At 69.7% G+C, this 18292-nt stretch carries 15 protein-coding genes; 8 read left to right on the top strand and 7 right to left on the bottom strand.

Annotated features, from left to right (window positions below; all coding sequences use genetic code 11):
* Positions 1-87: 87 nt before the first annotated feature.
* The 5 genes from clpB (at position 88) to ACFQV6_RS09435 (ending at position 7960) form a co-directional block, all read left to right on the top strand.
* Positions 88-2673 (top strand): ATP-dependent chaperone ClpB, encoded by a 2586-nt coding sequence (gene clpB, locus ACFQV6_RS09455; protein ID WP_378026997.1) that lies wholly within the window; start codon positions 88-90, stop codon positions 2671-2673.
* 575 nt (positions 2674-3248) lie between these two features.
* Positions 3249-4403, top strand: a complete 1155-nt coding sequence (locus ACFQV6_RS09450) for a hypothetical protein (protein WP_378026996.1) — start codon at positions 3249-3251, stop codon at positions 4401-4403.
* A 117-nt stretch (positions 4404-4520) separates the two neighbouring features.
* Complete coding sequence (locus ACFQV6_RS09445; RefSeq protein ID WP_378026995.1) at positions 4521-5963, top strand: hypothetical protein; 1443 nt, start codon at positions 4521-4523, stop codon at positions 5961-5963.
* A gap of 831 nt (positions 5964-6794) precedes the next feature.
* Positions 6795-7172: a helix-turn-helix transcriptional regulator gene (locus tag ACFQV6_RS09440; RefSeq protein ID WP_092549981.1), complete on the top strand. Its 378-nt coding sequence runs from the start codon at positions 6795-6797 to the stop codon at positions 7170-7172.
* Between the two features lie 113 nt (positions 7173-7285).
* Positions 7286-7960: a class II aldolase/adducin family protein gene (locus ACFQV6_RS09435; protein WP_378026994.1), complete on the top strand. Its 675-nt coding sequence runs from the start codon at positions 7286-7288 to the stop codon at positions 7958-7960.
* A 148-nt stretch (positions 7961-8108) separates the two neighbouring features.
* Here the strand turns inward: ACFQV6_RS09435 and ACFQV6_RS09430 are convergent, their stop codons facing one another.
* The 4 genes from ACFQV6_RS09430 to ACFQV6_RS09415 form a co-directional block, all read right to left on the bottom strand.
* Positions 8109-9176 carry a DedA family protein gene (locus ACFQV6_RS09430; RefSeq protein ID WP_378026993.1) on the bottom strand — a complete coding sequence of 356 codons (1068 nt, stop codon included), beginning with the start codon at positions 9174-9176 and terminating at the stop codon, positions 8109-8111.
* 109 nt (positions 9177-9285) lie between these two features.
* Entirely contained in the window at positions 9286-11784 is a 2499-nt protein-coding gene (locus ACFQV6_RS09425) for a polynucleotide kinase-phosphatase (RefSeq protein WP_378026992.1), read from the bottom strand.
* Positions 11781-13160, bottom strand: coding sequence for a 3' terminal RNA ribose 2'-O-methyltransferase Hen1 (locus tag ACFQV6_RS09420; RefSeq protein ID WP_378026991.1), 1380 nt, complete (start codon positions 13158-13160; stop codon positions 11781-11783). The genes ACFQV6_RS09425 and ACFQV6_RS09420 overlap by 4 nt, the downstream gene beginning before the upstream one ends.
* Positions 13161-13210: 50 nt before the next feature.
* Entirely contained in the window at positions 13211-13420 is a 210-nt protein-coding gene (locus tag ACFQV6_RS09415) for a hypothetical protein (protein WP_378026990.1), read from the bottom strand.
* 287 nt (positions 13421-13707) lie between these two features.
* On the opposite strand from ACFQV6_RS09415, the gene fbaA reads away from it, so the two are divergent.
* Positions 13708-14733, top strand: coding sequence for a class II fructose-bisphosphate aldolase (gene fbaA / locus ACFQV6_RS09410; protein WP_378026989.1), 1026 nt, complete (start codon positions 13708-13710; stop codon positions 14731-14733).
* Between the two features lie 104 nt (positions 14734-14837).
* Complete coding sequence (locus tag ACFQV6_RS09405) at positions 14838-15359, top strand: hypothetical protein (protein ID WP_378026988.1); 522 nt, start codon at positions 14838-14840, stop codon at positions 15357-15359.
* An 8-nt stretch (positions 15360-15367) separates the two neighbouring features.
* On the opposite strand, the gene ACFQV6_RS09400 is transcribed toward ACFQV6_RS09405, so the two are convergent.
* Genes ACFQV6_RS09400 through ACFQV6_RS09390 form a run of 3 tightly spaced genes read right to left on the bottom strand, consistent with a single transcriptional unit; the run spans position 15368 to position 17222 of the window.
* Positions 15368-15643: a hypothetical protein gene (locus tag ACFQV6_RS09400; protein WP_378026987.1), complete on the bottom strand. Its 276-nt coding sequence runs from the start codon at positions 15641-15643 to the stop codon at positions 15368-15370.
* Between the two features lie 36 nt (positions 15644-15679).
* Entirely contained in the window at positions 15680-16006 is a 327-nt protein-coding gene (locus ACFQV6_RS09395; protein ID WP_378026986.1) for a hypothetical protein, read from the bottom strand.
* Positions 16007-16034: 28 nt separating this feature from the next.
* Positions 16035-17222, bottom strand: coding sequence for an LOG family protein (locus ACFQV6_RS09390; RefSeq protein ID WP_378026985.1), 1188 nt, complete (start codon positions 17220-17222; stop codon positions 16035-16037).
* A 63-nt stretch (positions 17223-17285) separates the two neighbouring features.
* Here ACFQV6_RS09390 and ACFQV6_RS09385 point away from each other — a divergent pair, with 63 nt between their 5' ends.
* The gene (locus ACFQV6_RS09385; RefSeq protein ID WP_378026984.1) at positions 17286-18275 is read left to right on the top strand and encodes an ADP-ribosylglycohydrolase family protein; all 990 of its coding nucleotides are present in this window, start codon (positions 17286-17288) and stop codon (positions 18273-18275) included.
* Positions 18276-18292 lie beyond the last annotated feature (17 nt).

The raw sequence follows: 18292 nt of genomic DNA, 5'->3' as shown, positions 1-18292 counted from the left end.
GCGCGCTAAAGTTGAGCCGGACACGCTCAAGTCTGCCCGGTTGGGGTCAGCCCTCAGGAACCGGCCGGTGGAATTGCAGGGGAGCTTATGAACACCGAACGTCTGACCACCAAGAGCCGCGAAGTGATCACCGGTGCGGTCGCCGACGCCGGTCGTCGCGGTCACGCCACGGTGGAGCCGTGGCACATGCTGCTGTCGCTGCTGGACACCGGTGGGTCCACCGCGACCGCGCTGCTGCGGGCGGTCGGCGCCAACCCGGCGGAGATCCGCCGCGCGGCCGCTCGCGCGATCGAGCAACTGCCCTCCGCGCGGGGAGCGAGCACCGCCGAGCCCAGCCTCTCCCGTGAGTTCGTCAACGCCATCGGCTCGGCCGATCTGATCGCCAAGCCGCTCGGCGACGAGTATGTGTCGACCGAGCATCTGCTCGCCGGTCTGGCCCGGGTCGGCGGGGCGGTGAGCCAGGCGCTCAAGGACGCCGGCGCCACCGAGGACGCCCTGGTCGCGGCGTTCCCGCAGGTGCGCGGCGGCGAGCGGCGGGTCACCACCGCCGATCCCGAGCAGACGTACAAGGCACTCGAGAAGTACAGCGTCGACCTGACCGCGCTCGCCCGGGACGGCAAGATCGACCCGGTGATCGGGCGGGACGCGGAGATCCGCCGGGTGGTGCAGGTGCTGTCCCGGCGTACCAAGAACAACCCTGTCCTGATCGGTGAGCCGGGCGTCGGCAAGACCGCCATCGTCGAGGGCCTGGCGCAGCGGATCGTGGCCGGCGACGTGCCGGAGACGCTGCGCGACAAGAAGCTCGTCTCGCTCGACCTCGGTGCGATGGTCGCCGGCGCGCAGTACCGCGGGCAGTTCGAGGAGCGGCTGAAGAGCGTGCTCGAGGAGATCCGCGGCTCCAACGGGCAGGTCGTCACGTTCCTCGACGAGCTGCACACTGTCGTCGGCGCGGGCAAGGGCGAGGGCTCGATGGACGCCGGCAACATGCTCAAGCCGATGCTCGCCCGCGGTGAGCTGCGGATGGTCGGCGCCACCACGCTCGACGAGTACCGCGAGCACATCGAGAAGGACCCCGCCCTGGAACGCCGGTTCCAGCCGGTCGTGGTGGGCGAGCCCACGGTCGAGGACACCATCGGCATCCTGCGCGGCCTCAAGGGGCGGTATGAAGCGCACCACCGGGTGCAGATCACCGACGCCGCCCTGGTCGCTGCCGCGAGCCTCTCCGACCGCTACATCAGCGATCGGTTCCTGCCGGACAAGGCGATCGACCTGATCGACGAGGCGGCGTCCCGGCTCCGCATGGAGATCGACTCCCGGCCGGTCGAGCTGGACCAGCTGCAGCGCCAGGTCGACCGGATGCGGGTGGAGAAGCTCGCACTGGAGAAGGAGACCGACCCGGCCTCGGTCGCCCGGCTGGAGCGCCTGGTCGCCGACCTCGCCGACCGCGAGGAGGAGCTGACCGCCCTCACCGACCGGTGGGAGCGCGAGCGGGGTGGGCTGAACCGGGTGGGTGAGCTGAAGCAGCGCCTGGACGAGGCGAGGGCCGCACAGGAGCGGGCCCAGCGCGACGGCGAGCTGCTCGAGGCGTCCCGCCTGCTCTACGAGGTCATCCCGGCGCTCGAGAAGGAGATTCAGGTCGCCTCCGACACCGAGGAGGAGAACGCCGAGCCGCCCATGGTCAAGGAGGAGGTCGGCGCCGACGACATCGCCGAGGTCGTCTCCTCGTGGACCGGCATCCCGGCCGGCCGGATGATGGAGGGCGAGACCACCAAGCTGCTGCGCATGGAGGAGTCCCTCGCGGCCAAGGTGATCGGGCAGCGCGAGGCGGTCGCCGCGGTCGCCGGTGCGGTACGCCGGGCCCGGGCGGGCATCGCGGACCCGGACCGGCCGACCGGCAGCTTCCTCTTCCTCGGCCCGACCGGTGTCGGCAAGACCGAGCTGGTCAAGGCACTTGCCGGCTTCCTCTTCGACGACGAGCGGGCGATGGTCCGCATCGACATGAGTGAGTATGGCGAGAAGCACTCGGTCGCCCGGCTGGTCGGGGCGCCCCCCGGCTACGTGGGATACGAGGAGGGTGGCCAGCTCACCGAGGCGGTGCGGCGCCGGCCGTACAGCGTGGTGCTGCTGGACGAGGTGGAGAAGGCCCATCCGGATGTCTTCGACCTGCTGTTGCAGGTGCTCGACGACGGCCGGCTCACCGACGGTCAGGGCCGCACCGTCGACTTCCGCAACGCCATCCTGGTGCTCACCTCGAACCTCGGGTCGTCGACGGCCGACTTCACGATGAGCGACGAGGAGCGCCACGACGAGGTGCTGGCGGCGGTCCGCGCCCACTTCAAGCCGGAATTCCTCAACCGGCTCGACGACATCGTCGTCTTCCACGCCCTCACCAAGGGGGACCTGACGGCCATCGTCGACATCCAGCTGGCCCGGCTGCGCAGCCGGCTCGCCGAACGGCGGCTCGCCCTGGAGGTCGCGCCCGAGGCCGTGCAATGGCTGGGTGAGCACGGTTACGACCCGATCTACGGTGCGCGGCCGCTGCGCCGGCTGGTGCAGTCCAGCATCGGCGATTCGCTGGCCAAGGCACTACTGGCGGGGGAGATCAGGGACGGCGACACGGTCGTGGTGGAGCAGGGCGAGACCAAGGACGGTCTTTCCGTACGGCGTGGCTGAGCTCTGACATGGCGAAGGGCCCCGGGTTCTCCCGGGGCCCTCTCGTCAGTTCCCTCTGATGTCAGAGTTCCCTCTGATGCCGGTAGGCCTGTGTCATCAGGACGTCGGTGATGGCATGCTCGCCCTCGTCGGACCAGATTCGTATCCCGTCGCGGTGTAACTGGTACCTGACGTCTTTGAATCGGGTCCGTGTGTCGTCATGGTGAACGATGGTCAGCGTGTCGGCGTGGGGCATGGGAGTCACCGGTCCTTAAGTCTGTGGCGGCTGCGGTGTGGTCACGCGGCCTGCCTGTTGGGAAAGGTGCCTGAAGCCGGTCTGCCTCGGCCCCGGTGATGTGTGCGGGGCGGGCGACTCGTGCGGGCAAGGCGGACCGCTGGGACTCTGTTGCCAGCGGAACGCCACGGGATCGAAGTTTAGGTGGCCGTACGCGGCCGTGTCGCCCCCCGAACGAGCGACCTTTTGTGGTAATTGGGACCATCGTCGCCCGATGTTGCCACATGGTCGCCGACGGTGAGGGGCGGTCGCGGGATATGGCGCCCGACCGATACCGTAAATGGATCTAGAGGAGGGCAGTGTGACCGTTCCCATGTATTCCACACCAAACCCGGCGCCATCCAGGCGGCCGGCGACGGTGACGGCCTCGTCGATCCTGCTGTACGCGATCGCCGCGGCCCAGCTGCTGATCGCGGTCTCCATCTTCGCCACCCTCGGAGCGGTCCGGGACGCCTACCGCAACGCGTACGGCGGCACCGAGTTCGCCGAGTTCTCCGGCGTGGTCACCGGGACCATGGTCGTCATCGCGCTGGTCTACGTGTTCATCGCCGGCGGCCTCGTGATCCTCTCGATCTTCAACGGCCTGGGAAAGAACCCGTCGCGGATCGTGACCTGGGTCTTCGCCGGGATCGGGCTCTGCTGCAACACGCTCGCGGTGATCGACTCGGTGCCCTCGGCGGTGTCGACCGGTGCGACCTCGGGCGGGCCGAGCGAGCAGCAGCTCGAGGCGGACCTCGCGCTGTCCATGCCGGGATGGTTCGAACCGGTCATGGGAGGGCTCAGCCTGCTGACCCTCACCGGGCTCATCGCGGTGATCATCCTGCTGGCACTGCCCAAGTCGAACGCCTACTTCCGCAAGGCGGCGGTGTGGAACCCGTCGGCGCCATACCCGGGATATCCGCAGCCGGGGTATCCCGCTGGTTACGGTCAGCCCTATCCGGGTCAGCCGTACTCGGGTCAGCCGTACCCGAGTCAGCCCTATCCCGGTCAGCCCTATCCCGGTCAGCCTGGGTCGGCGCCGCCTTATCCGGGGCAGCCCGGGTCTGCACCGTCCTATCCGGGACAGCCCGGGGGCTACCCGGGTGCGCCCGCGCCGGGGTCGCCGGTGGTGCCGCCCAACGCTTACGGTCCGCCGTCCGGCTCGGGACATCTCGGGTCTCCGGAGCAGTACGGGCAGCCGGGACAGCCGGCGCCCGGTCTCCCGCCGTACCCGGGCCAGCCCGGCGCTCAGGCTCCTGGCACTCAGCCTCCCGGCCACACCCCTCCCGGCCACACCCCTCCCGGCGAGAACAGCCCGCCCGTCGACCCGGCGGCCTCCGACCCGACATCCTCGGGCCCGGCCGCCTCCGGTCCGGCGTCCGCGCCGCCCAGCGACCCCTGGGCCACGCCGCCGTCCAGTGACCAGCCTCCGGCCGGCGGCGACCAGCAGCACCGGCCGCCGACCGACCCGGCCTGATCGACTCGGCCTGATCGACCATCTCCCGGACCGGGCTGCCCTCGGGTGGCCCGGTCCGGCCACGTCACGCCCACGCAGGCGGTAGGTTTTGGCCAGCCGATCCCGTGGGAGCCATCGATGTCGTACGCCGCTCAACCACCTGTCACCGCGTCGCCGGCCGGGTCCCGGCCGGCCGCTGTGACCACTGCCGTCGCCCTGCTGTGGACCATGGCGGTGGCCGGTCTCGCGTACGCGATCGGCATGGTGGCGATCGCACCCTCCACCGTCGGCCGGTTCCGGGACGCTACCGGCGGCAGCGACCAGGTCGAGTCGTTCATCGCCGTGATCTGGCTGGATGCCGCCGTCGCCGCGGTGCTGGCGATCCTGGTGGTCGCCCTCTTCATCGTGCTCGGCCAGGGTCTCCGGCGGGGCAGCCGGCTGGCCCGGGGCGTCACCTTCACCGTCTGCGTGCTCGGCATCCTCGGCGGGCTGGCCTCCCTCGGAGCGCTCGCCGGTCAACGGTCGGGTGAGGCGCTGGCCGGCTCGGTGGGTGAGGCGCTCGGCGCGGCCTATCCGAACGGCTGGCTCGGTGTGAACGTCGCCGTGGCGGCCGCTCAGGTGGTCGCCTACGTGATCGTGGGCGGGCTGCTGCTGATGGCGCCCCGGCACTTCTTCGGGGCCGCGCCCGCTGCGAGCCAGCCGGAGCCGGGGGCTTTCCCCGGCGTCTGGCCGGGAGCGCCGGGTTCCGTGCCGTCGTCCGGTGCCGGCTTCCCCGGGTACGGGCAAGGTGGCCCCGCCGCCGCGGTGCCCGGCTACGGCACGCCAGTACCCACCTACGGCCCTGGAGTTCCCACCTACGGCCCTGGCGTCCCTAACTACGGCCCGGCCCCCGGAGTGCCGAATTACGGCCCGGGTCCTGGAGTGCCGAACTACGGCCCGGCAGGCCCCTATTACGGTCCCGGTGCTCCCCCTCCCGGCTACGACCCCAGCGCCGGGTTCCCCGGATACGCGCCGGCCTCCGGAGCACCCGCCTACCCCGGCATGGGCGCCTACCCGCCGCCCCCGGTCTCGCCGGCGCCTCCGGGATACGGACCGCCTCCCGCCTGGGGAAGCCCTCACACTCTGTCAGCACCGATTGATTACTCTCCGTATGCGTCAGCGGCCGCCCCGACGGCACCGTCCCCGGCGGACACCCCGATCGTCACGCCGGCGGCTCCTGACGTTTCCCCAGCGCAGACCGCGGACGCCCCGGCTGATCACCCGGACGGGCAGGCTCGACCGCCGGCCGGCCACCCGGCTGAGGCCCCCGCCGCCCTCGCCGCGCCGACTCCGGCTCCCGCTCTCGCTCCCGAAAATCGCGATGAGTCGAGCATCACAGCGCCGAAAAGCAACCCGAGTTCCGCGCCCGGCCCGTGGGCCGGCCCGCCGGAGTGGCCCGGAACTCGCCCCGAACAAACGCCCGCCGAACCGTCCGAACCCGATCAGAGTTCATCTCTGCGGCCCGCGGAGAACCCCGCCGCGGGATCAGAAGACGAGTTCTGGTCACGACCGTCCGACTCGGAGCACCGCAACGATCGCTAACTCGGCCCCGTATCGACGACTGTGGGTCACTCGAACGGGTACGGTCCGTTTCTGTTGCCGTCACCCGATCGGCTGTCCGGATAGATCTAGATCGGCCAGACGGTGGGTGTTTTCGCCTCAACGGACAAACGTGATTAGGGGCGTTCACAGCACCTTCACAGCCCAACCACCAGGTGATCCTGGGGGCTGCGCGGGTACCGTACCGACGGTAACTGCTTTGAGCTGCATCTATGCTCGGGGGAAAGGTCGAGGGCCGATGAACTATCGGTAAACCTTCTTTACAGAAGCGTCCAAAGCCGTGGGTCAATAGTCTCGTTCCGCCCCGGCGGGGCGAAAGATTCCGGTTTCCTTCCAGCCAGTACGCTCGATGTCATGGATGCAAGGTACGACCTGCGTAAATTCATCACTGAATTGCCCGTCGCGCAGGGTGGTGCCGTGCTTTCATCGGGTCAAGAGCTGTTGGGCCCGGAGTGAAGCTCCGAATGATCGCGCAGAGCGGCGTGATGGAGTCGATGCGTTCTGTGTCGGGTCATCGTCCGAGATCGGTGAACCGAAACAATCGACGAATTGACAATGTGGCCCGCCTCACTCCGAAGACGGGGATCGAGAGCTCGACACGGATGGGTAGCGACCAGATGGCGGCTGAGGCGTTGCAGGAGGCAGAGACCGAAGTCGGTGTCGCCGTAAGTGGTTGATCGGACGAGGGTGCGGTGTGGTTGCCGCCACCACCGCCCGTCGGCCGTCCCGGCGATCGATCTCGGCCTTACGGCCTGAAAGTTAGCCGGTTCGTTCCTGCTCACATGCAGGAGAATCGATGCAGTTGGTGGAAGGATGGAGATCGTGGGAACTGCGTTGGCGGAAATGACTATGCCTCAGATCTCGCCGCTTGCCGGCGAGCCTATTGAACGCGCTGACGCCGAGCGCCTGGCGGGAGTGCTGAAGGCGCTCGCCGACCCGGCCCGGCTTCGGCTGTTGAGCCTTATCCAGTCCGCTACGGACGGTGAGGCTTGTGTCTGCGACCTGACGGCCCCTCTGGGCCTCTCGCAGCCGACTGTGAGTCACCACCTGCGGATTCTGACGGAGGCTGGGTTGCTCGAGCGGGAGAAGCGGGGTGTGTGGGCGTACTACCGGCTGGTGCCGAGTGCCATCGCCACCATCGCCGACCTGCTGACTCCGCCCCGCAAGCGCGCCACCAAGAAGGCGCGCTGAGAGTTGGGCAAACGCCTGGCGTCACTGAGATTGGGGAACGTGACGCCAGGCTGAGGAGCTGGCCACCGGCAAGACACCTGGCGACCCAAGAACCAGGCGACCAAGGAGGAACGGTGAACTACGTTCCCGGTGACCTGCGTGACCAGCTCGCGCACGTGGGTTACGACGTGGTCCAGGCCGGCCTCGTGTGTGGATCGGGCGGCAACCTGTCGGCCCGGATTCCCGATGAGGACGCCATCTGGATCACTGCGAGCGGCTCGTGGCTCGACCGGCTGAGCCGGAACTCGTTCGCCCCGGTTCGCATCTCGGACGGCGGACCCGCGACGGTGGGGACTCTCCCGGCACCGCGGATCGATCCCACCAGCGAACTCGCACTGCATCTAGCGCTCTACCGTGCTCGTCCCGACGTCAACGCGGTGGTGCACCTGCACCCGCAGACGGCCCTGCTGCTGGACGCTCTGGGCGAGCACATCCGGATCGTCACCACTGATCACGCGTTCTACCTGCGCCGGGTGTCGACCGTGCCGTTCCGGCTGCCGGGGAGCACCGAGTTGGCCGCGCTGACCGCGGCCATGGCCGCCGACGGCACCGACTGCCTGGTGCTCAGCCAGCACGGCTGCGTCGTGATGGGCGACTCCGTCGAGCTGGCCCACAAGCGGGCACGCAACCTGGAAGAGGCCGCATCGCTCACCTACCGGGCGTTGGCGGCGGGCCGGCTGGAAAACCTGCGGGACTGCCCTGAGGAGTTCGTGAACCGGCTCTACGGCGCGGGCGCCGTCACCGTCTGACCTCTGTCGCGCTGATCTTTGGCGCACTGACCTCTGCCGCGACAGGTGATCCCGCCGTGTCGTGCGGAACCAAGAACAGAACCAAGAACAGAACCAAGAACGGCCGGACCTGGAATCCCAGGGCCGGCCGTCTCGCTGTCGGTGTGCGTCAGCCGCGGGGCCACTGCTGATCGTCATAGCCAGGATGCTGCTGCCCGTACCCCTGCTGCTGTTGACCCTGGCCCTGCTGCTGTTGTCCGTGCCCCGGCTGTTGCCCATACCCCGGCTGTTGCCCGTAATCAGGCCGCTGCCCGTAATCAGACTGCCCCTGACCGGGTTGCTGTCCATAGCCCTGCTGCTGGCCGTACCCCTGCTGGCCGTACTGCTGACCGTGCTGCTGGCCGTACTGCTGCTCCTGGCCGTGATTCTGCGGCTGGGAGGAAGCCTGCCCGTGCTGGTGCTGCTCGAACTCGTGCTGCGCGGCGTCGGCGAGGCCGGCGACGGTGGCCGCGGCGACCACACCGACAGCCTCGACCGGCTCGATGCCCGTGGACAGGCCCTGCTTCTTCAGCCGGCGCTCGCGCAGGATCTCGATCAGGATCGGCAGCACCGAGATCAGGATGATCAGCGCGACCACCGGCAGGATGTAGTGGTCGATCTGGTCGCCGATGGCGTCGTAGATCTGCTGGGCCAGCAGGTAACCGATCAGGATGATGCCGTCGGTCCACAGGATGGCGCCGACCACGTTCCAGATGAAGAACTGGCGGGCCGGCATGCCGAGCGTGCCGGCGACCGGGTTGAGGAACGTCCGCACGATCGGGATGAAGCGGGCCAGCACGACCGCCTTGGCGGGGCCGAACTTCTCGAAGTAGTACTCCGCCTTCTCGACATACTCCTTCTTGAAGAGCTTCGAGTCGGGTTTGTCGAACATCCGCCGGCCGTACTTCGCGCCCAGCCAGTGCCCGAGTTGGGCGCCGACGATGGCGAAGATCGGTGCACCGATCAGCAGGCCGGTGATCGACATGCGGGCGCCGTCGCCGAAGATCGAGTCGGCGACGGGAGAGGCTCCGACACCTGCCAGGAACAGCAGGGAATCCCCGGGGAAGAAGAAGCCGGCGAGCAGGCCGGTCTCCGCGAAGAGGATGGCCAGGACACCGGGGAGCCCGAAGGTCTGCAGGAGATCCTTCGGGTCCATCGGGTTCAGGGCGAGCTGCTCGGAGAGCGCATGGATGTCCACGAGGAGCCAGGGTACCGGCCCGCCACGAGCCGGTACCTGTATGAATGCTGTGGATAGCGTGCGCTTCTCGAGAAGTGACAGCCCGGCCACATTCGGTCGTCCGCCGGGGTCACAGTCGGGGGTCGACCGGCTCCGACTCGGCAGCCAGAATGGCGAAGACCATCTCGTGTACGCGCCACGGCGGTGCACCTTCGGCCAGCCGGTCCAGTGCCGCCAGACCCAGCCCGTGCTCCCGCAGCGCCAGCGACCGCTTGCGACCCAGATTGCGCCCGCGCAGCCGCGCCAGCTGTTCCGGCCGGGTGTACTCGGGACCGTAAATGATCCGTAGGTACTCCCTGCCGCGGCACTTCACGCCCGGCTGAATCAGTCGGCCCCGGTCGTCCGCCGCGGCCAGCCCGATCCACGGCTTGACCACCATGCCCTCGCCGCCGGCCGCCGTCAGCGCCAGCCACCAGTCGGTGGCGGCCGCCTCCGCCGCCGGGTCGCTGAGATCCACGATCATCCGCCGGGTGGGCGTGAACAGCTCCGGGTCTGCCGCGACCAGACGGTCCGCGAGCGCCAGGTGCCAGTCATGGTCCTTTTTCGCGTACGAGACTCCGGCGCCCGCGAGCACGGCGAAGGGAGCTAGCGTGATGCCGGTGAGTCCGTCGGTCGGCTTCACGTACGCCCGGTACGCCGCTGAGTAGCCGTCGATCTCCGCCGACCGCAGCTCGAGCCGGTCGCGGAGCGCACCGACGTCCAGTCCGCGCCCACCGGCCTGATCGAGCAGGGCCAGTGCGGCGGGCAGGGCGTTGCGCCCGGCGGCACCCACACCGGCGTAGTGGTCCCGGATCAGCGAGCCGGCCTTGGCCGACCAGGGGAGCAGCTCGGCGTCGAGCAGCAGCCAGTCGGTGCCCAGCTCGGTGAGGATCGGCGCGGCGGCGGCCCGGACCCGGGCGAGCAGCGGCTCGTCCAGCTCCGGCCCGAAGAACGGCCGGCCGGTCCGGGTCCAGATCGCGTCGCCGGCACCGGACACGGAGATCCGCACCACGGCTCGGGAACCCATGTGCTTCTCCTCGCACACGACCCGGCCCACCCCGGCGGCCCGCAGGTCGGCGAAGGCCGAAGCGGGATGCTCGAGGTAGCCGTCGACGGTCGAGCTGGTGCACGGCGCCATGGTCGGCGGCAGCCAGACCAGGGTCTCCGGGTCGACGGCGAACCGGCCCATGACTTCGAGGGCGGCCGCCGCGTTCTCGGCGGGCACTGTCGTCCGGCCGTACCCGTAATCGAGGTGACGACGGCCCGTCACGTCCGCGATGTCCAGACCACCATCGGGTTTGGTCGCGACAGCGATCAGCGGGCGCACCGGCGCGTAGTACTCCTTGGCCGCCGGCACCGCGACCAGCTCGCGCGACGGCCACCGCAGCGCGGTGAGCGCGCCGCCGAAGACGCAGCCGGTGTCCAGGCAGATGGTGTTGTTGATCCACTCCGGCGCCGGGGTCGGCACGTGGCCGTAGACGACCGCGGCCGAACCTCGGTAGTCCTTGGCCCACGGGTAGCGGACCGGCAGCCCGTACTCGTCGGTCTCGCCGGTCGTCTCGCCGTAGAGCGCGAAGCTGCGCACCCGCCCGGAGGCTCGCCCGTGGTAGGCCTCCTTGAGCCCGGCGTGCGCGACCACGAGCTTGCCGTCGTCGAGCACGTAGTGGCTGACCAGGCCCTCGATGAAGGTGCGAACCTCACCGACGAACTCGTCCGGCTCGGCGGCGAGCTGTTCGAGGGTCTCCGGCAGCCCGTGGGTGAGCTGCACGTTGCGCCCGTTCAGCTTGCGGGCCAGCTTCTGCTCGTGGTTGCCGGGGACACAGATGGCGTGGCCGGCCGCGACCATGCCCATCACCAGGCGCAGAACGCCCGGCGAGTCCGGTCCGCGGTCGACCAGGTCACCGACGAAGACCGCCTTGCGGCCCTCCTCAGGGTGCACGGCGTCGACCGGCCGGCCCTGCTCGTCGCGGACCAGGTCCCAGCCGAGCTTGCCGAGCAGCACCTCGAGCTCGGCGCGGCAGCCGTGCACGTCACCGACGATGTCGAACGGCCCGTGCTCGGTACGCAGGTCGTTGAAGAGCTTCTCGTACCGGATCTCGGCCGCCGCGATCTCCTCCGGGCCGCGCAGCACGTGAATCTTCCGGAAGCCCTCCTTCGCCAGCTGGCCGAGGGATCGGCGCAGGTCACGGTTCATCCGGGTGAGCACCTGGCGGCCGAAGGTCCGATCTTCGCGGTCCTGCGTGCGCCCCCAGGCGAGCGACTCGGGCACGTCCAGCACGATCGCCACCGGCAGCACGTCGTGCTCGCGGGCCACCTTGACCAGCCCGGCCCGGGCGTGCGCCTGAAGGCTCGTGGCGTCCACGACGGTGAGCCGGCCGGCCGCCAGGCGCTTGCCCGCCACGTAGTGCAGAACGTCGAAGGCGTCACCGGAGGCCGACTGGTCGTTCTCGTCGTCGGCGACCAGGCCGCGGAAGAAGTCGGAGGAGAGCACCTGGGTCGGCTTGAAGTGGGTCCTGGCGAACGTCGACTTGCCGGAACCGGAGATGCCGACCAGCGTGACGAGGGAGAGTTCGGGAACGTCGAGGATCATGCGGTCACCTCCGTGGTCGTTGCGTCCGTGATCGTGAAAAGCGCCAGCTGGGTCGGTGCGCCGGTGGTCTCATCCGCATCGCCGACGCCGCGGATCGTCACCGTGTAGCCGTGGCCGGCCGCGACCCGCTCGGCCCACGCGGTGAACTCCGCGCGGGTCCACTCGAAACGGTGGTCCGAGTGCCGCATCCCGGTGAGCCCTTCGTAGTGCACGTTGTACTCGACGTTCGGCGTGGTCACGACGACCGCGCCGGGCCGGGCGTGCCCGAACACGGCAGCCTCCAATGCGGGCAGCCGAGGCAGGTCGACGTGCTCGATGACCTCCATCAGCACCGCCGCGTCGAAGCCGCGCAGGCGATCGTCGCGATAGGTCAGTGCGGTCTGGATCAGCCTGATCCGGTCCCTCTGCCGCTCCGGCAGCCGGTCCAGCCGGAGCCGGCGGGCGGCCTGGTCCAGCGCGCGGCTGGAGACGTCCGCACCGACGATCTCGGTGAACTGCTTGTTCCTGAGCAGTGCCGTGAGCAGGGCGCCGCCTCCGCAGCCCAGGTCGAGCACGCGGCTCGCGTTCACCTCGGCCAGGGCCGCGACCACCGCGTCACGCCGGTGCTCGGCGAGCGGCGCCTTGCGGGCGACGGGCAGCTCGGCGTCCTCCTCGGTGGTGGTCTCCTGATCCGCTTCCAGGAGAGCCAGTGCGGAAGTGGCCAGCGACCTGCGGTGTGCCAGGTAGCGGCGGGCGATCAGCACCTTCTCCGGGTGACCGCCGAGCCAGCCCTCTCCGGAGCGCAGCAGCTTCTCGATCTCGTCCGGCGCGACCCAGTAGTGCTTTGCGTCGTCCAGCACCGGAAGCAGCACGTAGAGGTGGTTGAGCGCGTCGGCGAGGCGCAGTTCACCGGTCAGGTGCAGGTCGACGTACCGGCTGTCGCCGCCGATCTCGGGTTCGAACGGGATCGACTCCGCCCGCACGGTCCAGCCCAGCGGGGCGAACAGGTGGGTGACCAGGTCCGTCGTACCGCGCAGCACGGGCACGCGGATCTCCAGCGGGATGGCCGTGGCGGCGAGTTCCGGCCGGTCCTTCGAGGCGCCGCGCAGGGCGCTGCGGAAGACCTTGGCGAGCGCGCTGGCCAGCAGGCTGGAGGCGGCGTACGGGCGATCGTTGACGTACTGGCTCAACTCGAACGCGTCCTTCTGCGCCCGGAGCTTCTGCGGATCGACGTCCAGCAGCAGCGCAGCGGTGCACCGGTCGTCGCCCGCCTCGGGGTAGAGGACGTACGCCGTACCGGTGGGCACGTCGAAGGAGTGCACCCGATCCGGGTGCTTGACCAGCAGGTACCCAAGATCGGTCGCGGGACGATGAGTGGTCGTCAGAGTGAGCAGCACCCGTCGATCGTCTCAGCGCCGCGGATTTCGGGCGATCGAATTGCGGCGCCTCAGCGGTAGTCGTCGTCGAACTCGACGGTGCGACCCTGCTCCTGCCTGTCCCACTCGCTGGCCTCGGCGGTGGCTGAGATGGCCTCGGCGGTGGCCGAGATGCCCTCCTCGGCATCGTGGTCCTGCCAGCTCGGTGCCGCGATCATCGACTGCTCGGCCGCGTCGACCTCGGGCGTCTCCAGGTCGATCTCGCCCATCGGGTACGTCATCCCGGACTCCCCTCGCTTGTCGCTGTCCCCATCGTGCGCGCTCCACCGGGGTAATGCCGGGTAATTGGCACGTGGCACCACCGAGAGCGACGAAGACGCCGGGGACGCCTGCCGCGATCCGTCCCAAGAGTGTGGACATGGCCCGAGGTGAGGTCGGTTATGCCGGTTTCCCGGTGCGAATTTCGGGGTGATTTCCGCTACGCACCGCAACTGCGGAATACTGCCTGCTGGAGGACAGCGCGGTCCTGCCCTCTGCTGCCGTGTAACAAAGAGCAAGGAGCGCACCGATGCCTATCGCTTCCCCCGAGGTCTACGCCGAGATGATCGATCGCGCCAAGGCCGGCGCGTTCGCCTACCCGGCGATCAACGTGACGTCCTCGCAGACCGTCAACGCGGCCCTCCAGGGCTTCGCCGAGGCAGGTAGCGACGGCATCATCCAGATCTCCACCGGTGGTGCCGAGTACGTCTCGGGCCCCACCATCAAGAACAAGGTCGCCGGCGCCGTGGCGCTCGCCGAGTTCGCCACCGAGGTCGCGAAGAACTACCCGATCAACGTGGCGCTGCACACCGACCACTGCCCCAAGGACAAGCTCGACTCGTTCGTGCGCCCGCTGATCGAGATCTCCAAGGAGCGGGTGGCCGCCGGCAAGGCGCCGCTGTTCCAGTCGCACATGTGGGACGGCTCGGCCGTGCCGGTGGACGAGAACCTGCAGATCGCCGAGGAGCTCCTGGCCGCTACCGCCGCCGCCCGGATCATCCTGGAGATCGAGGTCGGTGTCGTCGGTGGCGAGGAGGACGGCGTCTCCGCCGCGATCGACGACAAGCTTTACTCCACCGTCGAGGACGGCCTGGCCACCGTCGCCGCCCTGGGCCTGGGTGAGAAGGGCCGCTACCTGACCGCCCTCACCTTCGGCAACGTGCACGGCGTCTACAAGCCCGGCAACGTGAAGCTCCGCCCGGAGATCCTCAAGGAGATCCAGGACGCGATCGGCGCGAAGTACGGCAAGGAGAAGCCGCTCGACCTGGTCTTCCACGGTGGCTCGGGCTCGCTGCTCTCCGAGATCCACGGCGCCCTGGACTTCGGCGTGGTGAAGATGAACATCGACACCGACACCCAGTACGCGTTCTCCCGCCCGGTCGCGGACCACTTCTTCCGCAACTACGACGGTGTGCTCAAGGTGGACGGCGAGGTCGGCAACAAGAAGGCGTACGACCCGCGCGCCTGGGGCAAGCTCGCCGAGGCCGGTCTGGCCAAGCGCGTCGTCGAGGCGTGTGAGCACCTTCGGTCGGCCGGAACCACTCTCTCGAAGTAATCAATTGGTGACGGCCGGCCCCCGTACGCGGGGACCGGCCGTTCTTGTCTTGTGATGTTACGCAGTGACATGGGTACGATCGTCACCGTCTTGATCTAGGGACGGTGAGCTTGCTCGGCATCGAGGGATGGAAACCCGAGTGGCATCACGACGCCGAGATCCTCGCCGCCGCGCATCGGCACATGTTCGTGCGGCTCATCGGCCGGAGACTTCGCTCGGGCTGGCTGATGTGGGACATGGGTCAGCGGGGCTGGTTCGCCGACGGCCCGGTAATCCTCGACTTCGGAGTGAGTCGCGTCGAGGTCACTCACCGTAAGTTCGACGAGTGTGCGATCACCTGGGACCAGATCGACAGGTCGGTGCCGATCGACTGGTACGAGCATTTCGACTGGCGGGCCGACCCGCACGCCGCACTGCGCCGGGCCCGCGGCCGCCCGCTGCGGGCGGTCAACGTCATCGAACGGACCACCTCGGCCGACTGGCGGCCACGGGTCCTGCACGCCGTCGAGTTCCTCTTCGACGGAGCCCGCCTGGCGGTCTACAACGCGATGGACGAGAACGGCCTCACCGACGCACCGGAGGCCGACCTGCCGGTGGTGCACTGGCGCCGCGTCCACGTCGCCTGACGGCGATCTCAGCAGCTTCCGCCGCCGCCTCCGCCGTCACCCCCGCCGCCGCCTCCGCCTCCGCCGTCCCCGCCACCCCAGCCGCCCCACCCGCTCGAGCTGCTGCCGTTGTCGCAGGAGCTTCCGCTGTCCGAGCTGCCGTAGTGGGCGGCGCCGGTTCCGGGGAGGAAGCCGGCGTTCGTATGACGTGCACGGCGGTTGTCCCGGCCCGCCTTGCGCCCCGAGTAGATCATTGCCGCGACCGCGACCAGAAGACCCGTCAGAAAGAGCGTCATCGTCAGCATGGCTGCAGTGTGAGTGACCCGCGCCACCGCACCCGGTCAGTCACCGCCGCCGCCCCCGCCCCCGCTGTCGCCGCCCGACGAGCCGCCGCTGTCGCCGCCCCAGCCGCCGCCGCTGTCACCCCAGGAACTTCCGCTGTCGTCGTTGCGGGAGCGGTCCGAGGAGTCGCTGTCGCCGCCCCACGGGTAGGACGAGCCGCTGTCGCCGCCGTGGCGGGTACTCCGGCCGGACCGCTTGCGGCCACCGTACGGCCCGACGTCGCGGCCCTGCCGGGCCTTCTTGAAAACGATCACCGCTGCTACCGACGCGACCAGGAAGAACGCCGTCGTGAACAGGCACGCGACGACAACCACGAAGCTCACCATGAGGGCAGTGTGCGGCATGCCCGCCAGATCAACCGAGCAGCGCCGCCATCGCCTCGTCCAGCGAGTCGGTGACCACGATCAGGCCGGACTGGTCGCCGTGCGGTGAGCGGGCCAGCAGCGGCCCCAGCAGGTCCACCACGGGCAGCTTCGACCAGTGCTCGGCACCGAGGAAGACGAACGCACCGGACGGGCCGTCGGTGCGGTAGAACGTCTTCGTCGCGGCCTGGAAGATCTCCTGGACCGTGCCGGCCCAGCCCGGGGCGAACACGATGCCGCCGCGCGACAGCCGCAGGATCGAGTCCTCGCGGACGGCGTTCGAGAAGTACTTGCCGATCTGACCGGCGAACAGGTTCGCGGGCTCGTGGCCGTACAGCCAGGTGGGCAGGGCCAGGCCGCCGTGCCGGAGCCGGCCGGCCACATCGGTGCCGGGCATCGGGTACGCGTCACGGACGGCCAGGGCGGCCGCTGTGTAGGGCTCGTGGTCGGCGAAGTGCGGTGCCCGCGACAACAGGTCCACGGCGGTGGTGAGCTCGTCCGGCGTACGCGAGGCGAAGTAGGCCCCGAGGTTCGCCGCCTCCATGACGCCGGGCCCGCCACCGGTCACGACCAGGCGCCCGGCGACGGCCAGCTTGCGGGTCAGGTCGGTGACCATCCGGTACGCCGCCGAACCGCGCGGCTCCGCGTGCCCGCCCATGATCCCGACCGCACCCTCGTGGCCGTGCACCGCCGCCCACGCCGCGAGAGCCTTGCCGAGCGCGTTGTCGATGCCGGCGTCGTGCAGCCGCTGGGCGAGCGCCTCACGGATGTCCGGCACCGCGCCGCCGTGCGCCACGAAATGGTCGTAGACGACGGTGTCGTACATCCCGGCGAACCCCGCGTCGGCGAACCCGGCAGCCAGGTCCTCCGGCGTGTAGAGCAGCGCCGGATGGGTCGGATAGGGCAGATCGTCGAAAGGCGGGACCACGTGCGCCCCGCGGCGGATCAGATCGATCTCCACGTCGGGGCCGGCGAACTCGCAGCCGACGAAGAGGGAACCGCGCACATCCACGTCGGCGAGATCCGGCGGCTCCCGGTCCAGCCGCAGGCCGAGGACGGAGAGCCCGGTGAGAGTGCGCTTGGCGAGATGAATCTCCAGCTCGGCGCGGGACTCGATCTCGAACTCGGTCGCGTCGAACGGGACGTCGCCGCCGAGCACTGGTTGCAGGGGATCCGGCATACCGTCCATTTTGCGCGGCCGGTGCCAGCGCGCGCCCGGGGGCCCGCCCTTAAAGTGATGGGCATGCGTGCTGCGTCGGGGTCGCTCTTCGGATTGGCGTACGGGGATTCGCTGGGCAAGCCCACCGAGTTCCAGGAGTACGCCCAGATCGTCGCCAGGTACGGCCCCGGCGGGCCACGCCACCTGGAAGGTGAACCAGCCCTGGTCACCGACGACACCCAGATGGCCCTCGCGGTCGGTGAAGCCCTGTGCGAGGTGGGCACGCTGACCCCCGAGGTGTTCGAACCGGTGCTGCGGCGGCGGTTCCTGGAATGGGCCGCGTCGCCGGAGAACGACCGTGCTCCGGGAATGACCTGCCTGCGCGCCTGCGCGGCGCTCGCCGACGGGAGACCGTGGACCCGGGCCACCCAGGTGGAATCCAAGGGGTGCGGTGCGAACATGCGGGTCACGCCGGTCGGCCTGATGCCCCGGCTGAGCGAGGACCAGCGAGCCGGTGCGGCGCAACTACAGGCCGGGTTGACACACGGACACCCCACCGGGTTGGCGGCCAGTGAGCTCACGGCGTACGCCTGCCGCTGGCTCAGCGACGGCCTCGCGCCGGCCGACCTGCTCGCGGCCCTGCGCGGGCGTTGCGACGAGCAACGCAAGATCTATCGGGTGGAGTGGCTGGGTAGCCTCTGGCAGCGCTCCGGCGCCGCCTCACCGGAGGACTTCATCGCCACCGGGTGGGACGAGTGCGCGGCGGCGCTGGACAGGGTGGCGCAGGCGCTGGCGGCTGGTCGCTACGACGGTGACCCGTGCCTGGTCACTGGGGCGGGGTGGATCGCCGAGGAGGCGCTGGCTACGGCCCTCTACGTCTATCTGATCTCGCCGGAGGAGCCGGTCGCGGTCCTCGGCCGTGGGGCGGCCTCGTCGGGCGACTCCGACTCGATCGCCTGCCTGGCGGGGGCTTTCGCGGGGGCGGCGCTCGGCCTCGCCGCCTGGCCGGCCGAGTGGCAGACCCAGATCGAGTACGCCGACCGCCTCTTCCGCCTCGGCGCCGCCTGGGACTGACCGCCCACCCCCGCCCC

The organism is Actinoplanes sp. GCM10030250, assembly GCF_042666575.1.
Taxonomy (GTDB): domain Bacteria; phylum Actinomycetota; class Actinomycetes; order Mycobacteriales; family Micromonosporaceae; genus Actinoplanes.
Note: the sequence above shows the minus strand (reverse complement) of the source record. Positions and strands in the feature narration are given on the sequence as shown.

Excerpts from the sequence above, each read along its gene's own strand:
- ACFQV6_RS09440 (WP_092549981.1), top strand. The coding sequence starts at position 6,795 with ATGGAGATCGTGGGAACTGCGTTGGCGGAAATGACTATGCCTCAGATC.
- ACFQV6_RS09400 (WP_378026987.1), bottom strand. The coding sequence starts at position 15,643 with ATGCTGACGATGACGCTCTTTCTGACGGGTCTTCTGGTCGCGGTCGCG.
- ACFQV6_RS09425 (WP_378026992.1), bottom strand. The coding sequence starts at position 11,784 with ATGATCCTCGACGTTCCCGAACTCTCCCTCGTCACGCTGGTCGGCATC.
- ACFQV6_RS09385 (WP_378026984.1), top strand. The coding sequence starts at position 17,286 with ATGCGTGCTGCGTCGGGGTCGCTCTTCGGATTGGCGTACGGGGATTCG.
- ACFQV6_RS09415 (WP_378026990.1), bottom strand. The coding sequence starts at position 13,420 with ATGACGTACCCGATGGGCGAGATCGACCTGGAGACGCCCGAGGTCGAC.
- ACFQV6_RS09390 (WP_378026985.1), bottom strand. The coding sequence starts at position 17,222 with ATGCCGGATCCCCTGCAACCAGTGCTCGGCGGCGACGTCCCGTTCGAC.
- ACFQV6_RS09445 (WP_378026995.1), top strand. The coding sequence starts at position 4,521 with ATGTCGTACGCCGCTCAACCACCTGTCACCGCGTCGCCGGCCGGGTCC.
- ACFQV6_RS09395 (WP_378026986.1), bottom strand. The coding sequence starts at position 16,006 with ATGGTGAGCTTCGTGGTTGTCGTCGCGTGCCTGTTCACGACGGCGTTC.
- fbaA (WP_378026989.1), top strand. The coding sequence starts at position 13,708 with ATGCCTATCGCTTCCCCCGAGGTCTACGCCGAGATGATCGATCGCGCC.
- clpB (WP_378026997.1), top strand. The coding sequence starts at position 88 with ATGAACACCGAACGTCTGACCACCAAGAGCCGCGAAGTGATCACCGGT.